This window comes from Clostridium sp. UBA1056 (genome assembly GCA_002316385.1).
GTDB lineage: Bacteria > Bacillota > Clostridia > Clostridiales > Clostridiaceae > Clostridium_J.
This window is the reverse complement of the sequence record DCDL01000058.1, coordinates 92,262-118,094: the sequence shown is the minus strand read 5'-3', so window position 1 is coordinate 118,094 and position 25,833 is coordinate 92,262. Positions and strand designations below refer to the sequence as shown.

24 protein-coding genes and 1 riboswitch are annotated in these 25,833 nt (G+C 29.9%); of the genes, 15 read left to right on the top strand and 9 right to left on the bottom strand.

The window, feature by feature from the left end; genetic code table 11:
- The first annotated feature begins 28 nt into the window (after positions 1-28).
- Positions 29-193: a hypothetical protein gene (locus B3W71_RS15990; protein WP_346889939.1), complete on the top strand. Its 165-nt coding sequence runs from the start codon at positions 29-31 to the stop codon at positions 191-193.
- A 168-nt stretch (positions 194-361) separates the two neighbouring features.
- Here the strand turns inward: B3W71_RS15990 and B3W71_RS15985 are convergent, their stop codons facing one another.
- A complete protein-coding gene (locus B3W71_RS15985) occupies positions 362-1,696 on the bottom strand; it encodes a hypothetical protein (protein WP_346889938.1) in 1,335 nt (444 codons plus the stop codon).
- Between the two features lie 1,063 nt (positions 1,697-2,759).
- A riboswitch (cyclic di-GMP riboswitch) is annotated at positions 2,760-2,842 on the top strand.
- 256 nt (positions 2,843-3,098) lie between these two features.
- On the opposite strand from B3W71_RS15985, the gene B3W71_RS15980 reads away from it, so the two are divergent.
- A complete protein-coding gene (locus tag B3W71_RS15980) occupies positions 3,099-6,830 on the top strand; it encodes a SpaA isopeptide-forming pilin-related protein (protein ID WP_346889937.1) in 3,732 nt (1,243 codons plus the stop codon).
- Positions 6,831-7,040: 210 nt separating this feature from the next.
- On the opposite strand, the gene B3W71_RS15975 is transcribed toward B3W71_RS15980, so the two are convergent.
- The 3 genes from B3W71_RS15975 to B3W71_RS15965 form a co-directional block, all read right to left on the bottom strand.
- Complete coding sequence (locus B3W71_RS15975) at positions 7,041-7,547, bottom strand: HIT family protein (protein WP_346889936.1); 507 nt, start codon at positions 7,545-7,547, stop codon at positions 7,041-7,043.
- A gap of 750 nt (positions 7,548-8,297) precedes the next feature.
- Positions 8,298-8,873 carry a superoxide dismutase gene (locus tag B3W71_RS15970; protein WP_346889935.1) on the bottom strand — a complete coding sequence of 192 codons (576 nt, stop codon included), beginning with the start codon at positions 8,871-8,873 and terminating at the stop codon, positions 8,298-8,300.
- Positions 8,874-9,640: 767 nt separating this feature from the next.
- Positions 9,641-10,243, bottom strand: coding sequence for a carboxypeptidase-like regulatory domain-containing protein (locus B3W71_RS15965; RefSeq protein WP_346889934.1), 603 nt, complete (start codon positions 10,241-10,243; stop codon positions 9,641-9,643).
- A 262-nt stretch (positions 10,244-10,505) separates the two neighbouring features.
- Here B3W71_RS15965 and B3W71_RS15960 point away from each other — a divergent pair, with 262 nt between their 5' ends.
- From B3W71_RS15960 to B3W71_RS15945, 4 genes are all read left to right on the top strand, one after another.
- Positions 10,506-10,802, top strand: a complete 297-nt coding sequence (locus tag B3W71_RS15960) for a hypothetical protein (RefSeq protein ID WP_346889933.1) — start codon at positions 10,506-10,508, stop codon at positions 10,800-10,802.
- A 57-nt stretch (positions 10,803-10,859) separates the two neighbouring features.
- The gene (locus B3W71_RS15955) at positions 10,860-11,054 is read left to right on the top strand and encodes a hypothetical protein (RefSeq protein WP_346889932.1); all 195 of its coding nucleotides are present in this window, start codon (positions 10,860-10,862) and stop codon (positions 11,052-11,054) included.
- 155 nt (positions 11,055-11,209) lie between these two features.
- Positions 11,210-11,764 (top strand): sigma-70 family RNA polymerase sigma factor, encoded by a 555-nt coding sequence (locus B3W71_RS15950; RefSeq protein WP_346889931.1) that lies wholly within the window; start codon positions 11,210-11,212, stop codon positions 11,762-11,764.
- The gene (locus B3W71_RS15945) at positions 11,757-13,157 is read left to right on the top strand and encodes a DUF4367 domain-containing protein (RefSeq protein ID WP_346889930.1); all 1,401 of its coding nucleotides are present in this window, start codon (positions 11,757-11,759) and stop codon (positions 13,155-13,157) included. Before B3W71_RS15950 ends, B3W71_RS15945 begins: the two co-directional genes overlap by 8 nt.
- Positions 13,158-13,237: 80 nt before the next feature.
- On the opposite strand, the gene B3W71_RS15940 is transcribed toward B3W71_RS15945, so the two are convergent.
- A complete protein-coding gene (locus B3W71_RS15940) occupies positions 13,238-14,026 on the bottom strand; it encodes a DUF1835 domain-containing protein (RefSeq protein WP_346889929.1) in 789 nt (262 codons plus the stop codon).
- A 225-nt stretch (positions 14,027-14,251) separates the two neighbouring features.
- The gene (locus B3W71_RS15935) at positions 14,252-14,821 is read right to left on the bottom strand and encodes a hypothetical protein (RefSeq protein WP_346889928.1); all 570 of its coding nucleotides are present in this window, start codon (positions 14,819-14,821) and stop codon (positions 14,252-14,254) included.
- Between the two features lie 282 nt (positions 14,822-15,103).
- Here B3W71_RS15935 and B3W71_RS15930 point away from each other — a divergent pair, with 282 nt between their 5' ends.
- From B3W71_RS15930 to B3W71_RS15920, 3 genes are all read left to right on the top strand, one after another.
- Entirely contained in the window at positions 15,104-15,646 is a 543-nt protein-coding gene (locus tag B3W71_RS15930; RefSeq protein WP_346889927.1) for a GNAT family N-acetyltransferase, read from the top strand.
- Between the two features lie 184 nt (positions 15,647-15,830).
- Positions 15,831-16,625: a PIG-L family deacetylase gene (locus B3W71_RS15925; protein WP_346889926.1), complete on the top strand. Its 795-nt coding sequence runs from the start codon at positions 15,831-15,833 to the stop codon at positions 16,623-16,625.
- A 955-nt stretch (positions 16,626-17,580) separates the two neighbouring features.
- Positions 17,581-18,093 (top strand): DUF3189 family protein, encoded by a 513-nt coding sequence (locus B3W71_RS15920; RefSeq protein WP_346889925.1) that lies wholly within the window; start codon positions 17,581-17,583, stop codon positions 18,091-18,093.
- A gap of 65 nt (positions 18,094-18,158) precedes the next feature.
- Here B3W71_RS15920 and B3W71_RS15915 read toward each other — a convergent pair whose 3' ends face one another.
- Both B3W71_RS15915 and B3W71_RS15910 read right to left on the bottom strand, forming a co-directional pair.
- A complete protein-coding gene (locus tag B3W71_RS15915; protein ID WP_346889924.1) occupies positions 18,159-18,578 on the bottom strand; it encodes a MarR family winged helix-turn-helix transcriptional regulator in 420 nt (139 codons plus the stop codon).
- A gap of 11 nt (positions 18,579-18,589) precedes the next feature.
- On the bottom strand, positions 18,590-20,830 hold the full coding sequence (locus tag B3W71_RS15910) for an excinuclease ABC subunit UvrA (protein ID WP_346889951.1): 2,241 nt from the start codon (positions 20,828-20,830) through the stop codon (positions 18,590-18,592).
- Between the two features lie 310 nt (positions 20,831-21,140).
- Between B3W71_RS15910 and B3W71_RS15905 the strand changes: the two genes are divergently transcribed.
- From B3W71_RS15905 to B3W71_RS15890, 4 genes are read left to right on the top strand one after another with little or no spacing between them, the layout of a single operon-like run.
- Positions 21,141-21,797: a DNA-3-methyladenine glycosylase 2 family protein gene (locus B3W71_RS15905; protein WP_346889923.1), complete on the top strand. Its 657-nt coding sequence runs from the start codon at positions 21,141-21,143 to the stop codon at positions 21,795-21,797.
- Entirely contained in the window at positions 21,794-22,360 is a 567-nt protein-coding gene (locus B3W71_RS15900) for a bifunctional transcriptional activator/DNA repair enzyme AdaA (RefSeq protein ID WP_346889922.1), read from the top strand. The genes B3W71_RS15905 and B3W71_RS15900 overlap by 4 nt, the downstream gene beginning before the upstream one ends.
- Positions 22,338-22,799 (top strand): methylated-DNA--[protein]-cysteine S-methyltransferase, encoded by a 462-nt coding sequence (locus B3W71_RS15895; protein WP_346889921.1) that lies wholly within the window; start codon positions 22,338-22,340, stop codon positions 22,797-22,799. The genes B3W71_RS15900 and B3W71_RS15895 overlap by 23 nt, the downstream gene beginning before the upstream one ends.
- Positions 22,800-23,501, top strand: a complete 702-nt coding sequence (locus B3W71_RS15890; RefSeq protein ID WP_346889920.1) for a (Fe-S)-binding protein — start codon at positions 22,800-22,802, stop codon at positions 23,499-23,501. It begins immediately after the preceding gene.
- Positions 23,502-23,699: 198 nt separating this feature from the next.
- On the opposite strand, the gene B3W71_RS15885 is transcribed toward B3W71_RS15890, so the two are convergent.
- The gene (locus B3W71_RS15885; RefSeq protein WP_346889919.1) at positions 23,700-24,041 is read right to left on the bottom strand and encodes a helix-turn-helix domain-containing protein; all 342 of its coding nucleotides are present in this window, start codon (positions 24,039-24,041) and stop codon (positions 23,700-23,702) included.
- Positions 24,042-24,279: 238 nt separating this feature from the next.
- Between B3W71_RS15885 and B3W71_RS15880 the strand changes: the two genes are divergently transcribed.
- Entirely contained in the window at positions 24,280-24,915 is a 636-nt protein-coding gene (locus B3W71_RS15880; RefSeq protein ID WP_346889918.1) for a flavodoxin family protein, read from the top strand.
- Positions 24,916-24,974: 59 nt separating this feature from the next.
- Positions 24,975-25,808, top strand: coding sequence for an aldo/keto reductase (locus B3W71_RS15875; protein ID WP_346889917.1), 834 nt, complete (start codon positions 24,975-24,977; stop codon positions 25,806-25,808).
- Positions 25,809-25,833 lie beyond the last annotated feature (25 nt).

Below are 25,833 nucleotides of genomic sequence, written 5' to 3'. Positions count from 1 at the left end.
ATATTATTATGTATGGAGGAGATACAAAATGAAAAAAACAATAATATCTTTATCATTAGTTATATGCATGGCATTGGGCCTAGGTGCACATAATCTAGGTATAAACACTGGCATCAAAGATGATCATAAGAATAATACTAGTATAATAGTTATAGAACCACTAAGAGGTCCAGGTGAATGTGAGCCTAAATAAAAAGTAAAAAAAAATATTTACAAGTATAAATGTAATGATAACCTAAATTTGTGAATTAAATTAGTTACTTTTTAATACAACAAAATAGTATGCGCTTAATAAATTATAGTCCTATATAATTTGTGAAACTAAAAGTACTATTAGCAATACAGCCAATAGTACTTTTAGTTAATATTTCATATTAAGTATATCTAAATCGTTTTTAGAATCTAATATAGCCTGCAATAAACTATTTAAACTTTCGTTATCACCAATATTATTATAAAAGGTCATAAGCTTAAATATTGGAGTTATATCAGGTTCAATTATATCTAATAATATCATTTCAATAATTTGGTTTTTAAAAGAGTTTATTTCTTCTATATTTTTCTCTTTTATAAGTATATCTAGAAGTTCATCTAATGAATCTAATAGTACTCTTTCATTTCTTTGGCATCTAGCGGCCTCTATAGATTTTTTATAATATTCAATAGAAAGTTCTACGTTATTAATTAAGTTAGTAGAAATACCTAGTTGATTATAAGCAGTAGAGGCATAGCAACTTTCTTTAACTTTATCATAATTATTTAGGAGATAAATTAGTTTATCTATATATATCCTTACATTTTTTATATCTTTAATTGCTGTATAAATATCAAGGATATTTACAGTAATTAAGATAATATTTTCTGTATCATTATTATCCAAAGTGCTTAACATATACTCACTTAGTTTAAACGCATCATTATAAAACTTTTTATATCTAAGGCAGTTTACTTTTAAGACATTAGATGAAAAAGTATATTGTTTTGTTAGATTTTTAAAAGTATTCTCAATATGTTTAATTTCAAGTAAAGCCCTATCATATTCTTTAAGATTCATATAGGCTAATGCGTTGTTGTGAAGCACTTTAAATCTTAAGTCTTCAGGTATATTATAATTATACATAAGAGCTAGATTGTTAAAATCTAGGGCCTCTTTGTCTTTTCGTAGATATATACATATACATCCTAACTTTTGAAGTATACTAGATAATCTAATACCATTAAATAATCCATTATGATTTTCAAAGGCTTTTACATAATATATATAACTTTCGTTATATTTCTTTTGCCTTCTAAATATATCTCCTAGCTTTTCATATATAATCATCTTTTTTTCACGAACATCGTACTTTATTAAAAATGATTCTATTTTTTCAATAGTTTTAGAAAAGTCTTTTGAAATATCATCTTCATTTATAGATAAAAAATCTATATATTTACTTGCAATTTTATTTATTTGAGAGTCAATATCCTCTAACAAGTATTCAGTATTTAAACTGAAATCTATATTTTTTTCCTTACATATTCTATTTATGTTATCAGTAACTATCTGTGCAACTGCAGGTGTAAGAGTAGATTTATCATTTTCAATTATGCTAATAAGTTCACGGGTTATTTCTCCTCCAGTAATTTCTTTTTGATTAATCTTTAGTTCTTTTCTAATTTTCCTTATTTTCTGCCCCGATGATAAAATTTCCATCTTATTACTCCCCTTGGTAATCTTTAATTTGTAATATTTACTAACATTATATCATCATATGTAAAAATGTAAAATAAAAGCTTTACCGTAATGTAAAAATATGTTATATTTTCATATATGGATGTGATGATAAGATAGATATATTAAGCGTTTATATAGACAATGAACTAAGAGTATAATGCATAAAATACCTTATGTTAGAACTATGCCTGTGAACTTCGGATAAAGCCTTTTAAATTTAACAAATTATATTATATAATTTACGGAACTAAAGGTCCTATTGGTATATCGCCAATAGGACTTTTAATTAATATTCATATTAAGTATATCTAAATATTTATTTTAAGTTTTTCACTATATATTTAATATTTTTTAGAGTCTAATATAAATTCTAGTAAACTATTTAAACTTTCATTATCATCAATATTATTATAAAAAGTCATAAGCTTAAATATTGCAGTTATGTCAGGTTTATAATATCTAATGATATCATTTCAATAATTCGATTTTAAAAAGAGTTTATTTCTTCTATATTCTTTTCTTTACATATTCTATTTATATTATCTGTAATTATCTGTGCAACTGCAGATGTAAGAGTATATTTATCATTTTCAATTATGCTAATAAGTTCAGGAGTTATTTTCTTTCCAGTAATTATTTTTGATTAATTCTCAATTCTTTTCTAGTTTTACGTATTTTCTGCCCTGCGATAAAGTTTCAATCTTATTGCTTTTATTAGTAATATTTAATTTATATACTTATTAAAATCATATTATTTCGAATAATGCTTTACATATATGTAATAAAATGGTATATTCAAATTGTAAATTATAATATTTATAATTTGAATATCAATTTACAATATATTTATAAGAAATAAATCCACCTTATTAATAATTAAAACTTAAGGGCAAATTTTGATTTATTATATCTTTTTTGCATAATGAAAATGATTTCTGAATATAAATTTAATAATATTAAATTTATATTTATATTTTATGAAAAAACTGTTGAAATTATACAAGAAAAATGATAATCTACTAATTGATATTATATAATAAAGATTTTCTTTAGAGCGATGAGATACGTACTTTATTTGGGTACCTGGTGCGTATGGAGTTAGTGGTGCAACCGGCTAAATGTATTTTAAATATATTTAGTCGGTTTTTTTTATTCTATAGGAAATTATAAAATTTCAAATTTGTGGATAACTTAATCATAATCCACGAAGTGGACTTTTTTATTACATAAGCAACAGAACCCTTAGATAGTGCNNGAACCTGTTTCCTTGTCTAACTCAAAATATACTTCACATCTTTGACTTATTATTTATTTTCAGATGCCTAAGATAAATCTTTAACAAGTATTTAATTCTAAAAAATAATGAAATGAGGGATTTTTATTGAAAGATAGTAAAAAGAAAATTGTCAGTGTTGTAACTTTTGTGTTTTATTTTATTGCTAATTTTCTGAGCATATTTACTCCACAAGTAGTTTCAGCTGATAGTTTACCGTTAAACATAACCATAAAGACTTCTGAAACAGAAGTTCAATCTGGAAGATTCGTGGATTTTAATATTAAATATGAGGTGTTAAATCATAACCAAATTAAAGAAGGAGACACCTTAGTAATTGAAATTCCAGAAAGTTTAACAAATGTTACTCCAGTATATAGTAAACAGCATTTTAAAAGCATGGTAAAAACGGGTAATAAATTAACTCTTACTTTTGGTGCTAATGCATCCACTGCTTTAGCTGGTTATATAGGTTTAGGTGCCATCGCCGTAAATGATACAACTAAAACTAAGGATGCCACTGTTAAGGTGAAGTATGGAGAAGTAGAAACTCAGCGTAACATAGCTATTTTACCTTTGAGCACAGGGGTTGCTGGAAAAGAAATCAGATCTATAGTTAAATTTACTCCTAGGCAATCAGAAAATTATGTTCAAGATTCAGCAAGTAGTGGTATTATGTATCCAGGATGCAGTGAACTAGAGTTTTATCTAGAAGTTAACCCTAAATTAGGAAAGCTAAATAATGTTGTAGTTAAGGATTTTTTACCTTATGAAACGGAGCTTATAGAAAATTCTGTAAAAATAAAAATTATAAATGGCGGAAGCTATACAGATGTGCCTGAAAATACATTTCCTATAGTAACTAATAAGAATTATCTTCAAATTAATTTTGGGGATATTAAAGATCAATATAGGGTTTTTTATAAGGTTAAAGTATTAAGAAGCGACCTTAAAATCTCTAATTCTGCAAAAATTGAATATGAGGAAAATGGCGAGAAAAAAATTGAAATGCAAGATTTCTATTTAAAACCTTACAATTATTCAGGGGCAATAAATGGTTATAAAACTGTGGATAAATCAATTATAAGTAATAAAAGTGAAGATCAAACCGTAATATATACTTTAAGATTTGAGAATGATAATGTATTTTCAAAGGATTCGATTAACTTAACAGATAAATTGGATAAAAGAATTAAGTTTGTGGATGCTATTTCTACTGAGGAATTTGCAGTAACTTATGACCAGGATACTCATACTGTTTCTATAAAGAATAGTAATGGAGCAATACCTGCAGGAATGAGAAAAGAAGTAAAAATAATTACTGATTTTTCAGATGTTAAACCTGGTGAAACGGTTAATAATACTGTAGGGGCAAATACCACTGTTACGAGAAAGACGTATGATGTAAGATTTAAAAAGACAGATTCTATTACAGGACAAGGTCTTCCAGGAGCAGTATTTAAGGTTTTAGATAATAAAGGTAATGAAATATTAAACAATATAGTAACAGATGAAAAGGGTGAAGGTATCATTGAACTTTCTTCTGAAGGGAACTACAGCTTGCAAGAAGTTAAGGCCCCGGATGATTATGTATTAGATGACTCTAAGATTCCTTTTACTATAGATAAAAGCAGTGAAGGGATAGTTCTTCAGCTACCTAATGTAAACAATGACCCTGAATTTTCTCAAATAGGAGTTAAAAAAGTTGATGAGGACAATCCTTCAAAAGTTCTTCCAGGAGCAGAGTTCCAACTGATGAATAAAGGGGATAATACCACTTATAATGAAGTAACAGATGTAAATGGTATTGCTCAGTTTCAAAATCTTAAGGTAGGAACCTATATATTAAAGGAGGTTAAAGCGCCTACAGGATATGCTTTATCTCAAGAGGAACAAGAGGTTGTAGTCACTGGAGAACAGAAATTAATAGAGATAACCAAAAGCAATAAATTAATAAATGGCTCAGTTTCCATAAAGAAAGTAGACAGCCAAGATAAAAATAAAGCTTTGCAAGGAGCAAAATTTGAAATTAAAAACTTAGCTGGAGACAAAGTAGCAGAGCTTACTACTGGAGAAGATGGACTTGCTGTCTATGATAATCTACCCTACGGAGAATATAAAATAGTAGAAGTAGAAGCCCCACAAGGATACAAAATTTTAAATGAAGAAAAAGACTTTAAAATAGAGACAGATGGACAAAGTATCCTTTTAGAATTTACTAATGAATTAATTCAAGGTGAAGTTATCATAGAAAAGGTAGATAGTGAAGATGCAGGTATAAAACTAAAAGATGCTCATTTTCAAATAATGGATAAGAACAATAGCCTAGTGAAAAATATAATCACTGGAGAAGATGGCATTGGTAAAGCTAGTTTAATACCAGGAAATTATACTTTAGTAGAAACTAAAGCACCGGCAGGGTATGTTTTAGATAAGACTCCTATTGCTTTTGAAGTTACTTCTGATGTATCAGAACCTATAAAGATCCAAGCTAAAAACAAGCTGGAGAAAGGTGAAGTAACAGTTATTAAAGTGGATATGGATGACAATAATAAAAGGCTAAAGGATGCCGAGTTCCAAATTAAAAATTCAGAGGGTAAAGTAGTAGATACTCTAGTGTCCTCAGATAATGGGGCTGCAAGTTCAACTTTATTACCTGGAAAGTATACCCTACAAGAAACCAAAGCCCCCGAAGGATATATATTATCAGAAGATATAATACCTTTTGAAATTACAGCAGGAGAAAAAACTTCCATTACCCTTACTGTGAAAAATAAACTGGACACAGGAAAGGTTATGGTGAAGAAAGTTGATGATTTAGATTCATCAAAGTTATTACCAGGGGCAGAATTTAATATTAAAGATGCAGCAGGAAATGTAGTTACTACCATAAAGACTGGAGAAGAGGGTTCTGCCAGTGCAACACTAGTACCAGGCAGCTACACTTTAGTAGAAACAAAAGCACCTTTAGGATATGAGTTATCGCAAAAAGAAATTCCTTTCATTATTGAAAAGGGTCAAACTGCTACAAAGGAAATTATAGTAGAAAATTCAGTGATTAAAGGGGGAGTAGAAATCACTAAAGTGGATAAATATGATAATTCTAAAGTTCTACAAGGAGCAGAATTTAATATAAAGGATTCTAATGGAAATGTTGTAACAAAGTTAACTACCGATAAAGAAGGAAAGGCTATAACCCAGTTGATTCCAGGAGAATATACTTTAGAGGAAATCAAGGCACCGGAAAATTATGAGTTATCCAAAGAGGTTAAGAAGTTCTCTGTAGTTCTAGGTGAGACTTCTAAGTTAAACATAGTATTTGAAAACAAGATAAAAGAGGGTACACTAATAATTAATAAAGTGGATGCTCAAAATAAAAATATATTATTAGAGGGAGCCATATTTATTATTAAAGATAAAGACGGAAAACTAGTAACAGAGGTAACCACAGACAAAGATGGAGTATCAAAATTAAATTTACTACCTGGTGAGTATATCATGGTAGAGAAACAAGCTCCAATAGGATATAAATTAAGTACTGAAGAGATAAAATTCAATATAAACCCTGAAGAAACTAAGGTACTATCAGTGGATAATACTAAAATAATTATAGAAGAACCTATAAAGCCTGAAGATCCTGACCCTACAAAGCCTGACAATTCAGGTGGAGAAAAGCCTGGTGCTTCAAAAGATACATCAGTACCTACTAATGTGCAGGGAAATAAACCTAAATCCCCAATAAATGTACTTCCAAAAACAGGTGGTGCAGGCTCCCTTAGCCTTTATGTTTTAGGTACTCTAGCAGTTATTTCAGGATGCTTTATGACCAAAAGAAAATAATAACAAAAAAAGGGGCTAATTAATAAACTAACGACTTCCCATTAAATGTGTAAATTTAATAAATAACATTAGAAAAGACTTGCTTTTTAGTACAAAAATAGCAAGTCTTTTCTCATTAGGTTGAAATATTAGAAGCTATATTAATATATTCGTCTAAAATATGAAGTACTACAGTTGCATTTTACAAATAAACTTCTTGTACTTCATGACCTATAGTATAAATTCTTTCATTTTACACTTATAAAGTTCTACTGTTTCATGGTAATCCATAATAATTCCTTCTTCTCTGACAAAATTTCCATACCCCCTCGGCTCTCCTTTTAATCGAGGGAAAAGTTGAAAATGCAAGTGGTTCCTTTTACCGTCACATATTGTACACATATATACTTTTTCTGCACCAATAATTTCTTTATGAAGTTTAATTATTGCATCTGATATTTTTAATATATATGTTCCTAATTCAAGAGGCATTTCAGAAATATCTTCATAATGTTCCTTTGATACAATAATTGTATGCCCAGTTGCTCTTGGATACTTTTCAAATTGGCACCTTACCTTATCATCTTCGTAAAAAATCAAACCTTCGTCAGTGAATATATCTCCTGTATTAAAGTTATAACATCCGAAGCATATGCCTTTTTCTTGCAATTCTTTTATCTTTTCAAATCTTTGATTTAGTGCTTTTTCTTCGCTTTCTGATAATTGTTTAATGTACAATTTAACCCCACCCTTTTTACATTATTATTATATATTACTACTATAAATGAAATGTTATCTTATAGACCCATAATTTAGATATACAAACATAATATATAATAAGTAATATATTTTACAATTTTATATTAATATTATACAATTAAAGAGGAAAATATATTTTAAATTATACTAGTATCGTAAAAAATATTTCTAAAGGGGGGATTATTATTTTTATAATAGATGGATTAATGTATCTCATTCTACCTATTTTGTTTTTAAATATTATATTTATGAATAAAATGGATAATAAAAACTTAACATTATACAGTAATATTCAAAAAAATGTTATTGTGCTTTCATTTCTATACTTAGTTTGTATATTCATAATATCTATAAGTAATAATAATATCTATATTAAAGCAAAGCATGTAGGTATATCATTGATTATAATTTTAATATTACCAATGATTATATTTAACATAATAAAATTTAAGAATATTAGTGTATTTTTACCAATAATAAAATTAAAACTAATAAAAATATTTAACATTACATATTGTATTATATCAATATTAATAGTTTTATTTTATTTTTTTAATAAAGAAAATTATTTAAACAAGTATTCATTCAATATTATAATATATTTAACTTTTATATATTTTCTAATTAATTATACTAAAAAAGAAGAGTTTTAATAAACTAAAATCATAATATCATAGAGATTTAATATTATGATTTTATATTCATATCATAGATTAAGGAAATATATTTTTAAAACCTGTCATTTAAAACCTTCCAATTTATATTCTTAATAAATGTAGATATATATTTTGCTTTATCAGTTCCAAAGTCCATAAAGTATGCATGCTCATAAAGGTCCATAACTAATATTGGATGAGAAAGCCATACAGCTCCAGTGTCATGTAAATCGCTTCCTATTATATGGAGCTTGTTATCCATGGAATCAATTGTAAGGACTGCCCACCCCCTCATAGATAATCCTACATCTGTAAGATAGGATATAAAATTCTCAAAAGAAGAAAATTCATCTATTATAGCGTCAAGCACTGAACCATAAGGAGTATTATTACCCCCAGTCATATTTTCGAAATAAAGCTGATGAAGTTTTACACCATCTAGAGCATATGTCTCACCAAGTTTCAAGCTACGCATTTTTGAATATGTTGTATTACTTCCAGTAAAATTACTAGGTATATAGGGAGTATTCCAGATTTCATTTAGCTTATTTACATAACCTACATATAATTTGTAGTGTTCATCTAACTGTCTCATAGAAATTCCATTAATTGATTTCAAATCGTAAGTTTTAGGTTTTATATTATACATTAAATCACTCCTATATAATATACTCTTATATACTATGTAGAAAAAAATTTAAATGTGATTTTTATAAAAGTTAAAAGTATATATTAGTGTAAGTATAATATATTTAATACTTAAACTTATTAGATCATATTGAAATTTTAAATATTTTAGAAAATACCAATGTATAATACCTCCAAAAATACATTCACCAAAATATGTTGTATTTATATTACTTTTAATTTAATGATACAAGTCAATATTTATTCAATTCTTAATTTAACTAAAAAAAGAAATGTTTATGTTATTTTTAGTTTTCATATAAATTTTAATTCCCGTGTAATTTTTTATATTTATATAATTTAAAATCTTCATATTATTGTTAATATTAGTATTATTTTAAATTTTAATGCAGTTTATAGCGTTTTTGATATACAGTTTATAAAATACTTTATCATTCAACATAATGATAGTTATATTGAATGATAAAGTATTTAGGTTAATTATACAATTATATGAAAATAAATTGTTGCATAACTATTAACCCATTGAAATAATTTAAGATTACTATTATTACTACTTAATTGAAAATCTTTATTTTACTTGTATGTACAAATAAAGATTTAGTATTTTAGTAAATAAATCCAAAGATCCCCTATACTTTAACTTATATCTAGTAAAGTATCATATATCCAAAAATAGAAATTATTATAATATCGTTATAAAAATAAAAGCTGAGACTTAATCTCAGCTTTTTACAGTAAGAATATTATTATAACTGTAAATGGTAACTATTTACTCAATATAAAATAAGTTGATGCTTGTCCTAAGTTTCCATCCTTATCAATTATTTGTATGGAAAGATAGTTATTAAATTCTTTTAAACCTTCTTCTGGAATTGATATATGCAATAAATAACTTTTTACTTTTTGTCCATTCCCTACAAATTCTTCAACTTGATTTACTACATATACTTCAGATTTTTTATCATTAATTGTTATCTCAAATTTATCTATATCAGGTAATAAGTCTGTTAATCCTTGTAACTTATTTGCTAAACTCATTGGTCTAAAATATATCATAAGAGCAGGATATGCACCATCTATCTTAAATACCTTTAAAGCATATATCTCCAATTTATCAATAATGGCATTGATTTCTATATTCTCTTTCAAATCTATATCTTGACACCAGAATTCTAAATTATTTACAGCATAATCTTTTACAGCATATAAATATGGATATTCCTTATTTTCTACATCTAATTTATAGTTACCTTTTTTATCGGTATATGTTGTATGCAACGGCTCAAAAAATTTATCCATTACACAAATTGTTGCATTTTCAACTGGCTCACCCAATTTATTTATTATTTTTCCCCAAATTACACTCATAAATATTCTCCTTTAATTAGTTCTCTCATAATATTACAATCCTTGTAAATATAACGTTGACGATTATTATATCTCATGTTTCGTAGAATAGAGTACTATTCTGCGATAAATATATATTACTATAAATTTCTGAATATTAAAACTATTACCTGGTAAAGTGCAGAATTTTCAATGTGTAGTTTTCAAAATATTTTAAATATATATTTCTTTACTTAACCCTAAACATCGTAAGATGCAAATTGAACAGGATTATTTAACTCCTTTGATTAGTGCCATCAATCAAATAATTAAAGTTATTATTTTTGGATTAGTTATGTTTTTGGACATTGACTGGCGTATAGCATCTATTGTTTTTATTTCATCAATCATTACAGCAATTTTACCTAAGTACACATGTAAATCCACATCCTTGAAACGATTTACTTTCGTTGAAAATTTAGGAAAGTATACCGATATAATTTATGATCTTTTTACAGGATTCCGTCAAATTAATTCAAGAACTGCAAAACAGATAATAAACAATCATAATGATGAATTAAACAATGTAAGTTCTAGTTGATATAATTATGGAAAATCTAAATCAATATCTTTATCCATAAATAGGGCTGCAAGAACAATGGTTGAAATTTTTGGTTTTATTACAGTTGTTGTATTATTTGATCAAGGTAAAGTTTCAATTGGAACAGGGGTTGCAACTTTGGGCTTTATAAATAGTTTTATTGGTCCGCTTGAAGAAACACTTTATCGCTTTACTACTATGGAAACTGTAAAAGATGTAAAAAATAAAGTTTTTTTAAATTATATTAACTAATCTGCTCACAATTATTTTTAATATCTGTTATAACATTTATAGTAAAATAATGTATATTAAAACAAAATAAAATATTTAAGTATAAAAATGTCGCAAATTTAAGTTTCATTCGTTATATTGGTTGAGAGTACTCTTAAAAGATAAGGAGTGATTAAGTGAAAGCTTCATCAGATGAAAATTTTCAAAATAACATGTTAGAGCAGCTTTATGATGCTTATGAATATAAAATGTATGGCATTGCATATTCAATTTTAAATAACGAAGGTCAAGCAGAGGATGCAGTTCAAGACGCATTTCTAAAGTTAATTCCACACCTTGGAGGTATTAATAGTGTAGAAAGTGTAGATACAAAACGCTTAATAACATACACAATAAAAAATGTTGCAATTGATATATATCGTAGGAATAGAAAAGAATCTGAACTATTTGCTAAAGGTGTGGACGATCCAGCGATAAGTGAAAGTCAACAAGGAAATGCTTATGTAAAAACAGTAGAAGACAGAGAAATCGTCGTACAATTACTTTCTAGTTTACCATCAAAATACCGTGAGATAATTAGGTATCGTTGTTATTACGAACTTAGTTATAAGGAAATATCACTATTATTAGATATCAGTGAAAAAGCAGCAGCTAAAAGATATGAACGTGGAAGAAAGCTATTAAAAGAGCTGATGGAAAAAGAAATGATGGGAGATGAATTGTATGGATAATAAAATTGATATTGATAGAATGGAATATCTTATAGGTGAAGAAGATGCTATGGAAGAACTAGATAAGTTTACAGAACCACATAATTTTTCAAAAAAATATGAAAGTGAGAAGATGAAAATGATTAAAAAGGTAAATGGTATAGATCCTATTCCTATGCCTAATAGAAAAGGTAAAGGAATGACAAGGAAAAAGACTATAGTGCTTATTGCAGCTATTACAGCTACCTTAGCACTATCCATAACAGCTTATGGGATAAATAAAGGAATTATATTTACACCAAGTAGAGATGAAGAAGCAGGAACGGTTACTTATGATGTTCAATCAGAATCTGAAATTACTGAAATACCTCTAATTAATATAACTCCTGGATATCTTCCTGAAGGTTATTCACCTCTTGCAAATGCTCCAGGAAAATATTCCCCTAATGGTGAACCTGGTTCAGAAGCGGGGATATTTATGTATCAAAACGATTATATATATCAAGCTGAAAGTTATAATATAAGTGGTGTAGAGGAAACTACTATTGGAGGTGTAAAGGCATATATCACAACAAGCGAAGGAATGCTTTATAAATATAGCATCGACTTAATCTATGAGGAAGATGGTCAAATTATTACAGTTGGCGGTGCTGTATCTTTAGACGAACTGAAAAAAGTAGCAGAAAATATTAAATACGAAGTAATTCCTGATGAATTCTTGGAGCTTTATGATCCAAAGGTTGAAGATATTAATAAAGGAAAACAGGATGTATATATAGCTCCTGCGGTTCCAGCTGATCACGTGTTTAATCTTGGCGAAGAATTAAGTTATGAAAGTTTGCAAGATAAAGATCTAACCTTTACTTTAAATAAAGTTGAAATTATGGATAAGTTACCTGAAGTGAATCAAAATTATTTCTCGGATTATGGTAGATATCTTGAAGCAATAAATGAAGATGGAACACTGAAGGATTATGAAAGAAGTGTCTCTATTAAATGGGAAAATAATAAAATGAATTATGTTACTGAAACGGCTGGAAGAAAGTTTGCTTATGTAACTTTAACATTGAGAAATTCTTCTGATAAAGAGTTAAAAGATATAGGGGTTTATCCAACTATTGAATATAGAACAAAAGCATCAGATGGTGCTCTTATAGCATTTCCTAGTGATATTAGAGGTGGGAATGAAATTGCGAGCAGTAAAGAGCCAATATATTTTGATCAATCAGATTATCCAGGAGGTCATTTCTTCTTCTGTGATTTTGAACCAAATGAAACTAAAGAAGTACATTTAATGTATTTATTAGATGATGATCATCTTGATGACGCTTACTTTACTCAAAGGGGAATGAGTATTTCTGGTGATGAAAATGGTTTTATCAATATTTTTGGAGATTATGTTAAGATAAAGTAATTAAATGAAAATTTATAGGTCTATCTTGAAATTATTTATTTTAAGATAGACCTTTTTTATTCGAGTTAAATTATCATCTATTATGCTTTTTTTATTTTCAGTTCCCTCATAAGACCTAAATTCCCTCTATAAGAAATTCTTCCATTTCTTATTAGTTCTGTTACTCTCCAAAAAATAAAAGTGTCAGAAATATAACTTTCAGTCCTACCTATAACTTCTCCAATTGTTCTTGCACTATGCATAAACTTCTTATATGTATAACGTAGTATCATATTATCAAAGTAATCTACGTGAGCACTTTTAACTTTATTATCCTCGTAAATACGTAGATTGGAATTCTCTCTCTTCATCTTATCCCATAATGCCATTAAACTAGAGTACCTCTCAAAGTCCATGGATTTTCTTGTTCCTATAAATTCTACTAACTTTTCAGGCATAACCTCTCCTACAACTCGTGGTGTATATTCACTCCTTTTTCCAGTGTTATAGGTAATTTCTGATACATTAATGGTATATACGTTCTGAATTTTCTCTTCAAGCATTGATAAAATATGTAACATTCCACAGATTTCCTTTGCACTATTACCGTACCATAGATAAATATCTTCATCCTTAAGTTTTATTATATCTTTAGTAAATTTTTTATAATAACCCTTGATTATTTCAGAAATTTCATTTCCTTCTTCCATATATATTCTTCTAAACCAATCAATTCTTCTGTTCATATCAGTAATATCATCTATAGGTCCGTTTGATAAATCATCAATAAGTCCTATCACTTTTTCACCTTCTATTACGTCTTTTTTTATAGCATATTTCACACTTTCTATGGAACTATCAGAACAACATATATGTATTATTTTTTTCATCATTAACCATCCTCTATAAACGACAACCGTTTTATCATCAATATTATACTAATACCCAAAGTTTCTCATCAGGATAAATAATCATGTCCACTATTAAAATATTCAAAGTCAACAGTGTATCCTTTTTATATTAGTACATCTTTTAATTTTATATTTGTACCAATCATACCTTCTTTATTCTCAAGAACACCTACATTTAAATAAAAACTAAGAGAGAATGTATAGCTAAAATTTATATTTAAAATGTTCCTTAACAAAATTAGCCATAGGATTTTTTTCATTTTCTTCTCCTATATAATCTAAATCTTCATCATAAAAATACAAATAGGCTATACTTTTTTTCTCTTCAGATATTCCAATCATTCCAAAGAATTTAGGAAATATCGTATTAGGAGTACCATTTTCATCTACAACTCTAAAAGTATAACTCTCTACTGAAAACTCATATTCAGGTATGTAATATTTACTTTCATCATAACCAGCGTTGATTTTTTTATCTAAGAAAGTATATTGTTCATCTAATTTCTCTTTTTCACTCTCAAATGTATTATCATCATAGCTCACAATAAGGGCAACAGAGTGAGATTCAAAAATTAACATGGACTTATTTGTATATTTGTATTCGATATTCTCATATTCGGGCAAATCCTCTATCTCTGGCATAATGTCTTTCACCTTTGAATCAATTCGTGTCCCACTATTAAGATAACTTTCAACATTCGAACTCGAATTACTGCAACCAGTAATACAAAGAATAAAAGTAATTACCATAATAATTAAATATTTTTTTCTCATTTAAAATTACCTCCCTAAAAATAAAGTAACCTTACTTCGTAGTACCTTACCATCGTTCATAAAATTACGTATTAATTATACACTAATAAACGGTAAAACTAAAATAAAGTTTACTATTTGGGAATATATTTCCTCTCTTCTTTTAAAGTCCTTTATTAAAGACTTAGAATTATTGAAAATTACGGTCTTTATATATTATTTATTTTATAAAACTTTATTATTGAAAAGACATAATATATAGTTGTATAATAGTAAAAATATATTTTTGAATTAGGAGGCCAAATGGGGAATATAACAACTGAAAGATTAACATTGAGAAAGATAAAGCGAAGTGATTATGAAGAAATGAAAATCATTTTGCAAGATGAAAAACTAATGCTTGTTGGATGGGGAAAAACTTACTCGGATGAAGAAGTTCAAGTTTGGATAGATAAAATTACAGAACAATATGAGGACTTTGGATACAGTTACTATTTAGCTGTAGAAAAATCAACTAATGTAGTTATTGGAATAATGGGTATATTACCAGTAAGTATAAAGGAAACTGATTATATAGAGATTGCATATATATTAAAGCAAGAATTTTGGGGTAATGGATATGCAATAGAAGGAATTAAAGCGTGTGTAGATTACATATTTAATGTTCTTAATGCTGATAAATATATAGCTCAAGTAATTGCTGAAAATACTAGCTCAAGTAAAATTGCTGAAAGGCTAGGGATGAAAGTTATAGATGATTATATGAGATACCATAATGGAAAAGATATATTTCATCTAATATATGCATTAACTAAAGAAGAGTACATACAACAAGTTAATAAATAAGATTTATTATTAATATCCAATTTTAACTCTTAACTTGTCAATTAAGACAATCTAAATTATGAAGCAAAAAAGAAAGAAAAACAAAAGATTGATAGTGATTTTGAAAAATTTAATAATGGAGTTTACATTTTTTTAATTTTTTCCTTTATATATAGATATAAAGTCATAAAAGGAGGAAAAAAATATGTCAGTAATATTATTTATTTCAGCACATCAAGATGATGAAACACTTTCAATGGGGGCAGCTATAATCAACCACGTTGCTGCAGGTCATAAAGTTTATTCTGGGTGTGTAACAGATGGTTCAGCTTCAGGAGTTAAAGGTACAAATGGTATTCCATCAGATACTAAAAGTTTTATAAATGCTAGAAATACAGAAATGATTAATTCCATAAGAGAATTAGGAGCAAGTTTTATAGAAGGAAGTACTACAAGATTAACAGATGGAACTCTTTCAACAAGGGTTACAAGTACATTTCCTGGTGATGATGGCAATGATTTAAGAACTGTAAACCCGTTAGTTCTTACTAGAGTAAGAGATTTATTAAATCAGGCTTCAATTAATTCAGGAGTAGCAATAAAAGATATAAGAGTTAAAACTCATAGCCATCATGATGCCCACCCAGACCATAGAGCAGTTTGTCAAGCAGTTCTTTATTTATTAAATGTAACTAAAGAAATTAATGATGTAAGACTTTATGTTTCTCCTGGTCAATGGACAGACACACAAGTATATAAAGGTAAGGAATATAAAAATGTTTCTCAATTAGATGCAAATATGGAACTTAATGCAGCTAACGCACAAAGAATAAATACCGCTTCGCTTAATTATGTTAAGAAAGGAACTACTCCAACATGGGGTGGATCTGGAACTTCAACTTACGGAATAGGTTATTTTTCAGTACAAACTTTATTCAATACTGTCAATCAGAAAAAATGTAGTTATTACCATGTTCCACCAGTATGCACGTTACCATAGGAGAGATTAATTTCTCTCCTTTTTTATTATCTTGAATCTTGTTTATAAAGAAGATTCAGACGGGTTAATATACTTTTTAATCTATTTTCTATAGATAAATTATAAGTATAATTTATGTAAAAAACTACATATTATATTGACATAATATTTATTAAAAATAAATGTCTAGATAAAATCTAATATAAACTATATCTATATTAACTGATAATCTTAAAAGTTTGAATCCATTGGCCTTTGCTGGAGCTCAAAACATTTCACAATAAAGTATAACACATGATTTTATTATAAATGTTATTTTAGACAATTCAAATTTTTTATATAGCTCAGATAAGAAGAAGGAAAGGAATTTAATTTCCTACAAATAATCATCTAATTCTATATGTTTTTATATTCTTATGTAGTAATGAATTTATAGACTTCTTATAGGAGAATGCTATAAACAAAATTTACATAGAAGTTGTTTTTGTGTTTTATCCGATGACTACCTGCTATAATAATCTCATCTTCTTCAAAGTGTGAATAAAGAGCAGCTACGTCCCTGGATAACGAGTTCTTTTCTTCAAATCATTGCAGGGAAGTGATGCACATAAATCTGAGGATGTAGTGGATTTGGGTAAAGCATATAATATTGCAGTTGAGGCATGCCTTACATATGATGATATTGTTAATGCTGATGGAAGTGCACATACATTAATGAAATTATTAAGAGATTAGGTTTTGTAGTGGTAACGGATTGTTTTCTAATAATATTCTTTGTTATAAATTACTATTTAATGCTCAACTAATAACTAATATCTGTTTTGTAGATTTCAACATATTAAATTTATTTTATATATAAAGGATTGTAGAAACATTGAAGGCCTTGGATAAAACTTGTTCAAATATTGTTTAACACCAATGTTTAATGTATATACTACAACTATTAAAATAAAAAATAAGAAACTAGGTGATTTTAATGATATACATATATAATTGTTATGGAGGAACCCACTCATCTATTTTAGCAATTGCTTATCACTTAGAATTGCTAGATGAAACTCGAGAACCAACTAAGGATGAAATATTGAGTTTACCTAACTTTAATAAGTTAGTATGTGGAAATCGTGGAGAACTTTTTTATTATGGAAGTGATAAAGATGGAAATGAAGTCTATACTGTAGGTAGAGGACGTTCAAAGGTTTTAATTCCAGGATTATATAATTTAACTTCTATGCTTCATAAGCAAAAACTATTAAATGAGAAAATTATATTTTCTAATACGTCGCCAACTGTTCCATTACCAATGACCTTTGGCGGATTATTTTCTAGGTGGTTAAAAATTGATTTTATAGGAGTACCCTTGCTTGTAAAGGGAGCAAAACAATCATATAAGGACGTTATAAAACTTGTAAATCACACAAAGAAGGCAGCAAAAGAAGATAAGTCAGAGGTTATTATTTTAGATAATAAGGAGTTTAAGAAAAAATAATTAATAATGATAGAAGTTAGCTATTTGAGAGAGCAAAAAAATGCTCTCTATGCTTTCAGTTAATATTATTCCTCAACATATGAATCAGTGATCTTTGTACAAAGCTTAACAAAACAGTCCAATTCTTTTTCCGTTAACGTATTCTCAATTAAATCCATAATTTCATTTCTGAATTTTTCTGATCTTACAAGAAAATCTTTTCCCTCAGGAGTAATCAGGATGTCATAAGCTCTGCGATCTGTTTCACGCCGCTCTTGGATAATATAATTTTTCTCCAAAAGCCTTTTTGTAAGTTTCGATATCCCCGCTTGGGTAATCCCACGGATTTCTGCCAACTCCTTTGTAGTCTTAGAGCCTTGCTTATCTAAGATATCCAATACGTTATATTGAGCCGTTGTCACCCCTTCAATGTTAAAGCGATTGATATTGCTGATAATTATGCATTGAAAGGGAATATACGATTCTTCCAATTCTTTTTTAGCCATAAAAATTCTCCTTACTTTATATATTTATATAAATATTGTCCTGTTAAAGAAGACGCACAATTTACTAAATTTTTCGGTGTTCCTTCAAACATTATATTACCACCGTGTTGTCCAGCAAGAGGACCTAAATCAATAATCCAGTCCGCTTGACTAATCACATCTAAATTGTACTCTATCACAATTACTGTGCTGCCCTGGTCAACAAGGCGGTTTAAAATTTTAAGAAGTTGTGATATATCGGACATATGAAGCCCTGTTGTGGGCTCATCCAACACATAAATATTCCCCCTGTTCTCCAATTCAGAAGCAAGCTTCACTCTTTGCAGTTCGCCACCGGATAAAGTATTTAATGGTTGCCTAAGTGTAATATATGAGATTCCTACATCTGCCAGTCTCTTGAGAACAGCATATATTTCCTTTTCATAGAAGAAAGTCAAGGCTTCGTCGATGGTCATATTTAAAACTTCATTTATGCTTTTGCCGCGCAATTTGCAGTCTAATACTTCATCTGTGAAACGCTTTCCTTGGCATACTTCACACACAGTTTCCACTGTATCCATAAAGGCTAAATCTGTATAAGTTACCCCTAGACCTTTGCAGTTAGAACAGACTCCTTTTGAATTGAAGCTAAAAAAAGAGGGCTTCAAGTGACTTGCTTTTGAAAACAACTCTCTTATATTATCAAATATTCCTGTAAAAGTAGCAATATTTGATCTCTTTGAAGCTTGAATAGATTTTTGGTCAATAAAAATTGTGTCTGGATAAGATTTTGGAAGAACCTGATTGATTAACGTGCTTTTTCCTGAACCTGCAACCCCGGTTACAACTGTCATAACGCCTTTTGGAATATTAACACTAATATTTTTTAGGTTATGCAAATTGGCGTTTTCTAAAAACAAATATTCGGTAGATGTTCTGCAATTCTCTTTTAGCTGTGCATGACTGTATAAATATCTACCCGTCAGTGTATTAGAATGTGCCAAACCCTCTAACCTACCCTGATATATGATTTCACCGCCGTTAATACCAGCTTTTGGTCCTATGTCTATAATATAATCAGCGATTTTGATAACATCTGGATCATGCTCCACAATTAAGACTGTATTTCCTTTGTCTCGCAATTGTTTTAAAAGCACATTAATTTTATTAACATCATGAGGGTGTAAGCCAACACTCGGTTCATCAAAGATATAAGTAAGATCTATTAAACTGCTGCCTAACTGACGAACCATTTTTATCCGCTGTGATTCACCGCCGGAAAGCGTAGAGGTTTCACGGCCTAAACTCAAATAGCCTAGACCGATAGATACTAACTGCTCTAAGCGGTCTGAAATTGCCTCAACCATAGTGGCGGCTTTAGACTCTTGTATGGTATGGATAAAATCAAGCAAGTCCGTTATTTGCATCTCAGCACAATCTGATATATTTTTATTATTTATTTTACACTGTAAAACCGCTTCTGTTAATCTGGAACCTCCGCAGATAGGGCATATTTCCTGACCGATAATTTTAGCTATTTCATTTTTGTATTTGACAGATTCCCCCTCTTCTTTTTTTAGAAAGCTTCTCTCAATGCGGGGAATAAGTCCTTCGTAAAGAGAAGTTTTTGGCCATTCTGGATCGGAAGTGATTACTTTAATATCGAATTTGTATAAAAGCAACTCCAATTCTTCCTCTGTAAAATCTTTAATTTTCTTATCATTATCAAAAAAACCTGAGTGAATATATCTTTTTAATCTCCAGCCTCCCGGTTCAAAGGTGGGAAATAAAATTGCGCCTTCATTAAGTGACTTATTTTTATTAAGTAACCGATCAATACTTATCATATCTATTTTTCCGAGCCCCTCACACTTATCACACATCCCTTGAGGATTATTAAAGGAAAAAACATCGGAATAACCCACAAAGGACTTTCCTATACGGGAAAATAATAATCTTAGCAATGAATATATATCCGTAATCGTTCCAACTGTTGACCTTGAGTTTCCACCAATACGTTTTTGATCAATGATAATTGCTACAGATAAGTTTTCAATGGCATCCACCTTTGGCTGCCCATAATGCGGCAGTCGATGACGTATGAAACTGGAATAAGTCTCATTTAATTGCCTTTGGGATTCTGCAGCTATTGTATCAAAGACCAAAGATGATTTTCCCGAACCTGAAACACCTGTAAAAACAGTTATTTTCTTCTTTGGAATTTTCACGTCTATATTTTTAAGATTTTTCTCTCTTGCTCCAATAACATATATATATTATTCTATATTTTCACCACTCATAAAATCACCTTCTAAAAAATTAGTTTAAGAAATATACATCACCAGGTTAATGTATAACCCAGTTAAGTATATTCTACTTCTTTTCTCATACAAATTCAACTCTTAGTCCTAAATAATTCTAAATGATTGCCTGAGACTGAAATAAGCTTAACATTTAATTCATTCATGAAGCTTTCATTACAAGTATTTTTAATCATATATTAAAAATACGAATTGAATATCCTGAATTGAGAAGAAAATTATCGGATGCTTATGCTATAATTGCAGCATTGGAGGTGATTTTTTGTATTTTGAATATGACAGCAAGGAGATTGAATTCTTAAAAGGCCGTGACAAGCTGCTTGGCGCGGCGATTGATGAGATTGGACATATATATAGGGAGGTTGACAGCGATCTTTTCTCCTCCGTGGTTCATCATATCATCGGGCAGCAAATCTCTACCTCTGCACAGGCGACCATATGGCAAAGGCTTAATGACATGATTAAGATTATTAACGCAGATACGATATATTCTCTTGAACTGACTGAACTCCAAAAACTTGGCATGACCTTCAAGAAAGCCGGATATATCAAAGAATTTGCAGAGAAAGTCAGATGCAAAGAATTTGACATCGATGCACTCCATCATATGTCTGATGCTGAGGTCATAAATGAACTTTCAGCTCTCAGAGGAATCGGCATATGGACTGCTGAAATGATCATGATCTTCTGTATGCAGCGGCCCGATGTTGTAAGCTTCGGGGATCTTGCCATTCACCGCGGAATGCGGATGCTGTATCATCACAGAAGCATCGATCGAAAAAAGTTTGCGAAATACGCAAGACGATACTCGCCCTATGGAACTGTGGCAAGCCTGTATCTTTGGGCGATTGCCGGAGGTGCAATTCCGGAAATGAGGGATTATTCACCAAAAAGAAAAAAGGAGGTGCCGAAGAAATGACACAAGAAGAAATGTGGAAAGCAATATCCGAAAATGATGCGTCTTATGATGGTATCTTTTTCTATGCAGTTAAATCTACTGGCATTTATTGCCGTCCCTCCTGCAAATCAAAGGTACCAAGGCGTGAAAATGTTTGCTTTTTTGATACCGCAGAACAAGCAAAAGATTCCGGCTTTCGTCCCTGCAAGCGATGCAGAAGCGACCTTTTAGACTATCAGCCAATCAAAGAAATCGCAGAAAAGGCAAAGCGACTGCTGGAGGATTCTTTTCACAAGAGATGTGAATTGAATCAGGAGCTGCAGCATCTGGGCATATCCCAGCGCCGCATGTCTGAAATCTTTAAGGACGAATATGGCGTTACGCTGTCTGAATATGTGGGTAATCTGCGCCTGTCTGAAGCAAAACAGCTACTTTCAGACACCAATGACGAGATTATTGACATCGCATATTCCGTAGGATTTGGGGGATTGTCATCGTTTTATCGCTTTTTTAAAAAAAAACAGGATTATCTCCTGTGGCATACAGAAAGGAGCATCAAAAATGAGCAAATACGCTTTCTATGATTTTGAATTTGGAATTTTGAAAATTGGATATACCGATACAGCAATCACTTTTTTGAAACAAGTGGATCAAATCGATGTCGATAACGAACATTCGGCGCTTTCCGATCTGGCTTTTGACCAAGTATGCGAGTATCTCAAAGGACATCGCCGGATCTTCGACTTCCCATACGAGCTTAGCGGTACGGAGTTTCAGAAAAAAGTGTGGAATGCACTTTGTCAGGTTCCATACGGCGAAACCCGTACATACAAGGAAATAGCGTCGGTGGTTGGTAATCCGAAAGCGAGCCGCGCAGTTGGCATGGCAAACAACAAAAATCCATTGATGGTCGTGGTTCCGTGCCATCGAATAGTGGGAACAGACGGAAATCTCATTGGTTATGCAGGTGGTCTTGATATGAAAAAAGCTCTACTGGAGCTTGAAGGAAAGGAGGAACAGTAAATGAATGGAATCCAGATTTCGAGTATTCATATTTCCGACATTGATATGAGAAAATGCTACTTTAACCCCGGATGCGCACTCAGTATTTACAAACCTGAATCCGAGCAAAAAATACTGAATATGCTGGGTAAATATTTCGGGTCAGTGCAGCTACATAACATTTGCTGCCATCATAATCCGCAACTACCTCATGGCGCTACTATCATCAATAACTGTGCAGGCTGCGACAGAAGATTCCGTTCCTTATATGAAGGTATACAGACCATTTCTCTATGGGAAGTGTTGGACAGTATCGAAAATCTGCCTTTGCCGGACCATACCGGACTGACGGTTTCTGTGCATGACTCCTGCTCATACCGAGCAAAACCCCAGGTGCATGCCGCGGTCAGAAGCATTTTACGGAAAATGAATATAGAAATCATCGAGTCCGAATACAGCGGAACAAAGTCCATCTGTTGTGGCGATAATTTCTATCCGCAGCTTCCAATTGAAAAAGTGACAGAGCTGCAAAAAAAGCGAGCTGCCCAGATGCCTTGTCAGGATGTTGTGGTCTATTGTGTTTCCTGCATTAAATCCATGACCATAGGAGGGAAAACTTCACACCATATGGTTGATCTTGTTTTGAACGAAGAAACCGAGCCTCAGGAGACAAGCATCGATGTGTACCACAACACGCTGAATCAGTACATTGATGAGCACTAATCAGAGTATAAGCATAATGAGAACCTGACAAATTCCAATTTATCTGGAAGTTTAAATTTAAAATATAAAAATTGTATACACTTATTTTTTATAAAAATTTGATATAATATAAAGTAAGAAAACTCCCATGTATAATGTGATTACATAGGAGTTTTTAAGTTTTAATGAGAATTCAATGAAGAAGAAATATTAATTATATTATTCACAACTGCCATCTAAATCAGGGTAATATTTAATAGACCAAGCTTCAAATTCTTTAATGAGTTTAGTAATTTCTTTTCCTTTATCAGTTAGATGATACTCAACTTTAGGTGGAACCTCAGCATATATTACCTTACCTATTAATCCATCGCTTTCTAATTCTTTTAAATTTTCATTTAAAATTTTTTGGCTTATGCCTTCAACAATTCTTTGAAGTTCTAAAAATCTTTTAGGGCCATTATATAAATTACATAGTAAAAGAGCCTTCCATTTACCACGTATAAAATCCATTGCAAAATCTAATAAACAAACATATTTTTGGTTATTGAAAGAAATCATTAAATTACCTACTTTCAAATTTTTTTACATAAGACATTATACTAAAATTATTAATATAAATAAAGAATATGGTCTATTTTATTAATAATTTATTTTCCCATGTAAATAAGTTATTCTAATAAATCTTACCTTTAGGTAAGACATCTAACTTAAAAGTGCGTACTTGTTAAGTAGTATAGGTGCTTATATAATGAGGGCATAAGTTGGGAAATAAAAAACAGATATAAGGAGATATAATATGAAGGTAGTTGCTTTTAATGGAAGTCCTAAAAAGAAGGGTAATACATATAAATCAATAGAGATTGTAGCAAAAGAACTAGAAAAAGAAAACATTGAGGTGGAGATTATTCACGTTGGAAATAAGGTAATTCGTGGATGCTTAGCCTGTGGGGGATGTAGTAGAAATAAGAATGAAAAATGTGTCATTGATAATGATGAGGTTAATGAATGGATTGCAAAGATGAATGAGGCTGATGGAATTATATTAGGATCTCCAGTTCATTATTCTGCTATTGCAGGAACCATGAAATCATTCTTAGACCGTGCATTTCTTGTAACATCAGTAAATGACGGTATGCTTAGACATAAAGTTGGAGCAAGTGTTGTTGCAGTTAGAAGATCAGGAGGAATTCCGGTATTTGATCAATTGAATAATTATATTACTTATTCAGAAATGTTAATGCCTACATCAAATTATTGGAATGTAGCTTATGGTAGAACAGAAAATGAGGTTCTTCAAGATAGTGAGGGAATGCAAATAATGAGAGTATTAGGTAAGAATATGACCTGGCTAATGAAACTTGTTGAATTGGGGAAAGATAATATTGAAGCACCAAAAAGAGAAAATAAGAATTTTATGAATTTCATAAGATAAATATATTAATAAAAAATAATTAAAGGTTTGGAAGGAGAAGAATTAATATCATAGATAATATGAATAGTACAATTACTTTAAACAACGGTATTGAAATGCCAAGATTAGGACTTGGGGTTTTCAGAGTAGAGGATAGTTCAGAATTAATAAATGCAGTTAAAGTTGCAATAAAGAATGGATATCGAAGCATTGATGGTGCAGCTATATATGGAAATGAAGAAGCTATGGGAGAAGGAATAAGAGAAGGTATAAAGGAAGCAGGGATTTCAAGGGAAGATTTGTTTATAACTTCTAAGGTTTGGAATGCTGATTTAGGATATGAATCAACCATAGCAGCTTATGAAGCAAGCTTAAATAGATTAGGTGTGGATTATTTAGATTTATACCTTATTCATTGGCCAGTAGAAGGAAAATATAAAGAAGCTTGGAAAGCATTAGAATATCTATATAAAGAAGGCCGTGTTAGAGCTATAGGAGTAAGTAATTTCCAAGTTCATCATCTTCAAGATTTATTAGGTGATGCTGAAATAAAACCTGTTATAAATCAAGTAGAATTACATCCCTACTTAAGTCAAAAAAAGGTTAGAGAATTTTGCAGAGAAAATGCTATTCAAGTTGAAGCATGGTCACCTTTAATGGCCGGTAATGGATTATTAGAAAATGAGATATTTAAAGAAATAGCTAAAAAATACAATAAAACAGTAGCTCAGATAGTACTACGTTGGGATTTACAAAGTCAAGTAATAACTATTCCTAAATCTACAAATGAGAGAAGGCTAATTGAAAATATAGATATATTTGATTTTAATCTAAGTAAGGTTGATATTGATAAGATAGATAGCTTAAACCAAGATTTAAGGGTAGGACCAGATCCAGATAATTTTGATTTTTAATTTATATTTTATTCTTTTTATTTTA

Coding starts and splice junctions, on each gene's coding strand:
- B3W71_RS15890 (WP_346889920.1), top strand. CDS start 22,800: ATGAATGGAATCCAGATTTCGAGTATTCATATTTCCGACATTGATATG.
- B3W71_RS15920 (WP_346889925.1), top strand. CDS start 17,581: ATGATATACATATATAATTGTTATGGAGGAACCCACTCATCTATTTTA.
- B3W71_RS15940 (WP_346889929.1), bottom strand. CDS start 14,026: ATGAAAAAAATAATACATATATGTTGTTCTGATAGTTCCATAGAAAGT.
- B3W71_RS15970 (WP_346889935.1), bottom strand. CDS start 8,873: ATGTATAATATAAAACCTAAAACTTACGATTTGAAATCAATTAATGGA.
- B3W71_RS15895 (WP_346889921.1), top strand. CDS start 22,338: ATGAGCAAATACGCTTTCTATGATTTTGAATTTGGAATTTTGAAAATT.
- B3W71_RS15930 (WP_346889927.1), top strand. CDS start 15,104: ATGGGGAATATAACAACTGAAAGATTAACATTGAGAAAGATAAAGCGA.
- B3W71_RS15875 (WP_346889917.1), top strand. CDS start 24,975: ATGAATAGTACAATTACTTTAAACAACGGTATTGAAATGCCAAGATTA.
- B3W71_RS15955 (WP_346889932.1), top strand. CDS start 10,860: ATGGTTGAAATTTTTGGTTTTATTACAGTTGTTGTATTATTTGATCAA.
- B3W71_RS15880 (WP_346889918.1), top strand. CDS start 24,280: ATGAAGGTAGTTGCTTTTAATGGAAGTCCTAAAAAGAAGGGTAATACA.
- B3W71_RS15990 (WP_346889939.1), top strand. CDS start 29: ATGAAAAAAACAATAATATCTTTATCATTAGTTATATGCATGGCATTG.
- B3W71_RS15965 (WP_346889934.1), bottom strand. CDS start 10,243: ATGAGTGTAATTTGGGGAAAAATAATAAATAAATTGGGTGAGCCAGTT.
- B3W71_RS15885 (WP_346889919.1), bottom strand. CDS start 24,041: ATGATTTCTTTCAATAACCAAAAATATGTTTGTTTATTAGATTTTGCA.
- B3W71_RS15985 (WP_346889938.1), bottom strand. CDS start 1,696: ATGGAAATTTTATCATCGGGGCAGAAAATAAGGAAAATTAGAAAAGAA.
- B3W71_RS15915 (WP_346889924.1), bottom strand. CDS start 18,578: ATGGCTAAAAAAGAATTGGAAGAATCGTATATTCCCTTTCAATGCATA.
- B3W71_RS15900 (WP_346889922.1), top strand. CDS start 21,794: ATGACACAAGAAGAAATGTGGAAAGCAATATCCGAAAATGATGCGTCT.
- B3W71_RS15925 (WP_346889926.1), top strand. CDS start 15,831: ATGTCAGTAATATTATTTATTTCAGCACATCAAGATGATGAAACACTT.
- B3W71_RS15945 (WP_346889930.1), top strand. CDS start 11,757: ATGGATAATAAAATTGATATTGATAGAATGGAATATCTTATAGGTGAA.
- B3W71_RS15935 (WP_346889928.1), bottom strand. CDS start 14,821: ATGAGAAAAAAATATTTAATTATTATGGTAATTACTTTTATTCTTTGT.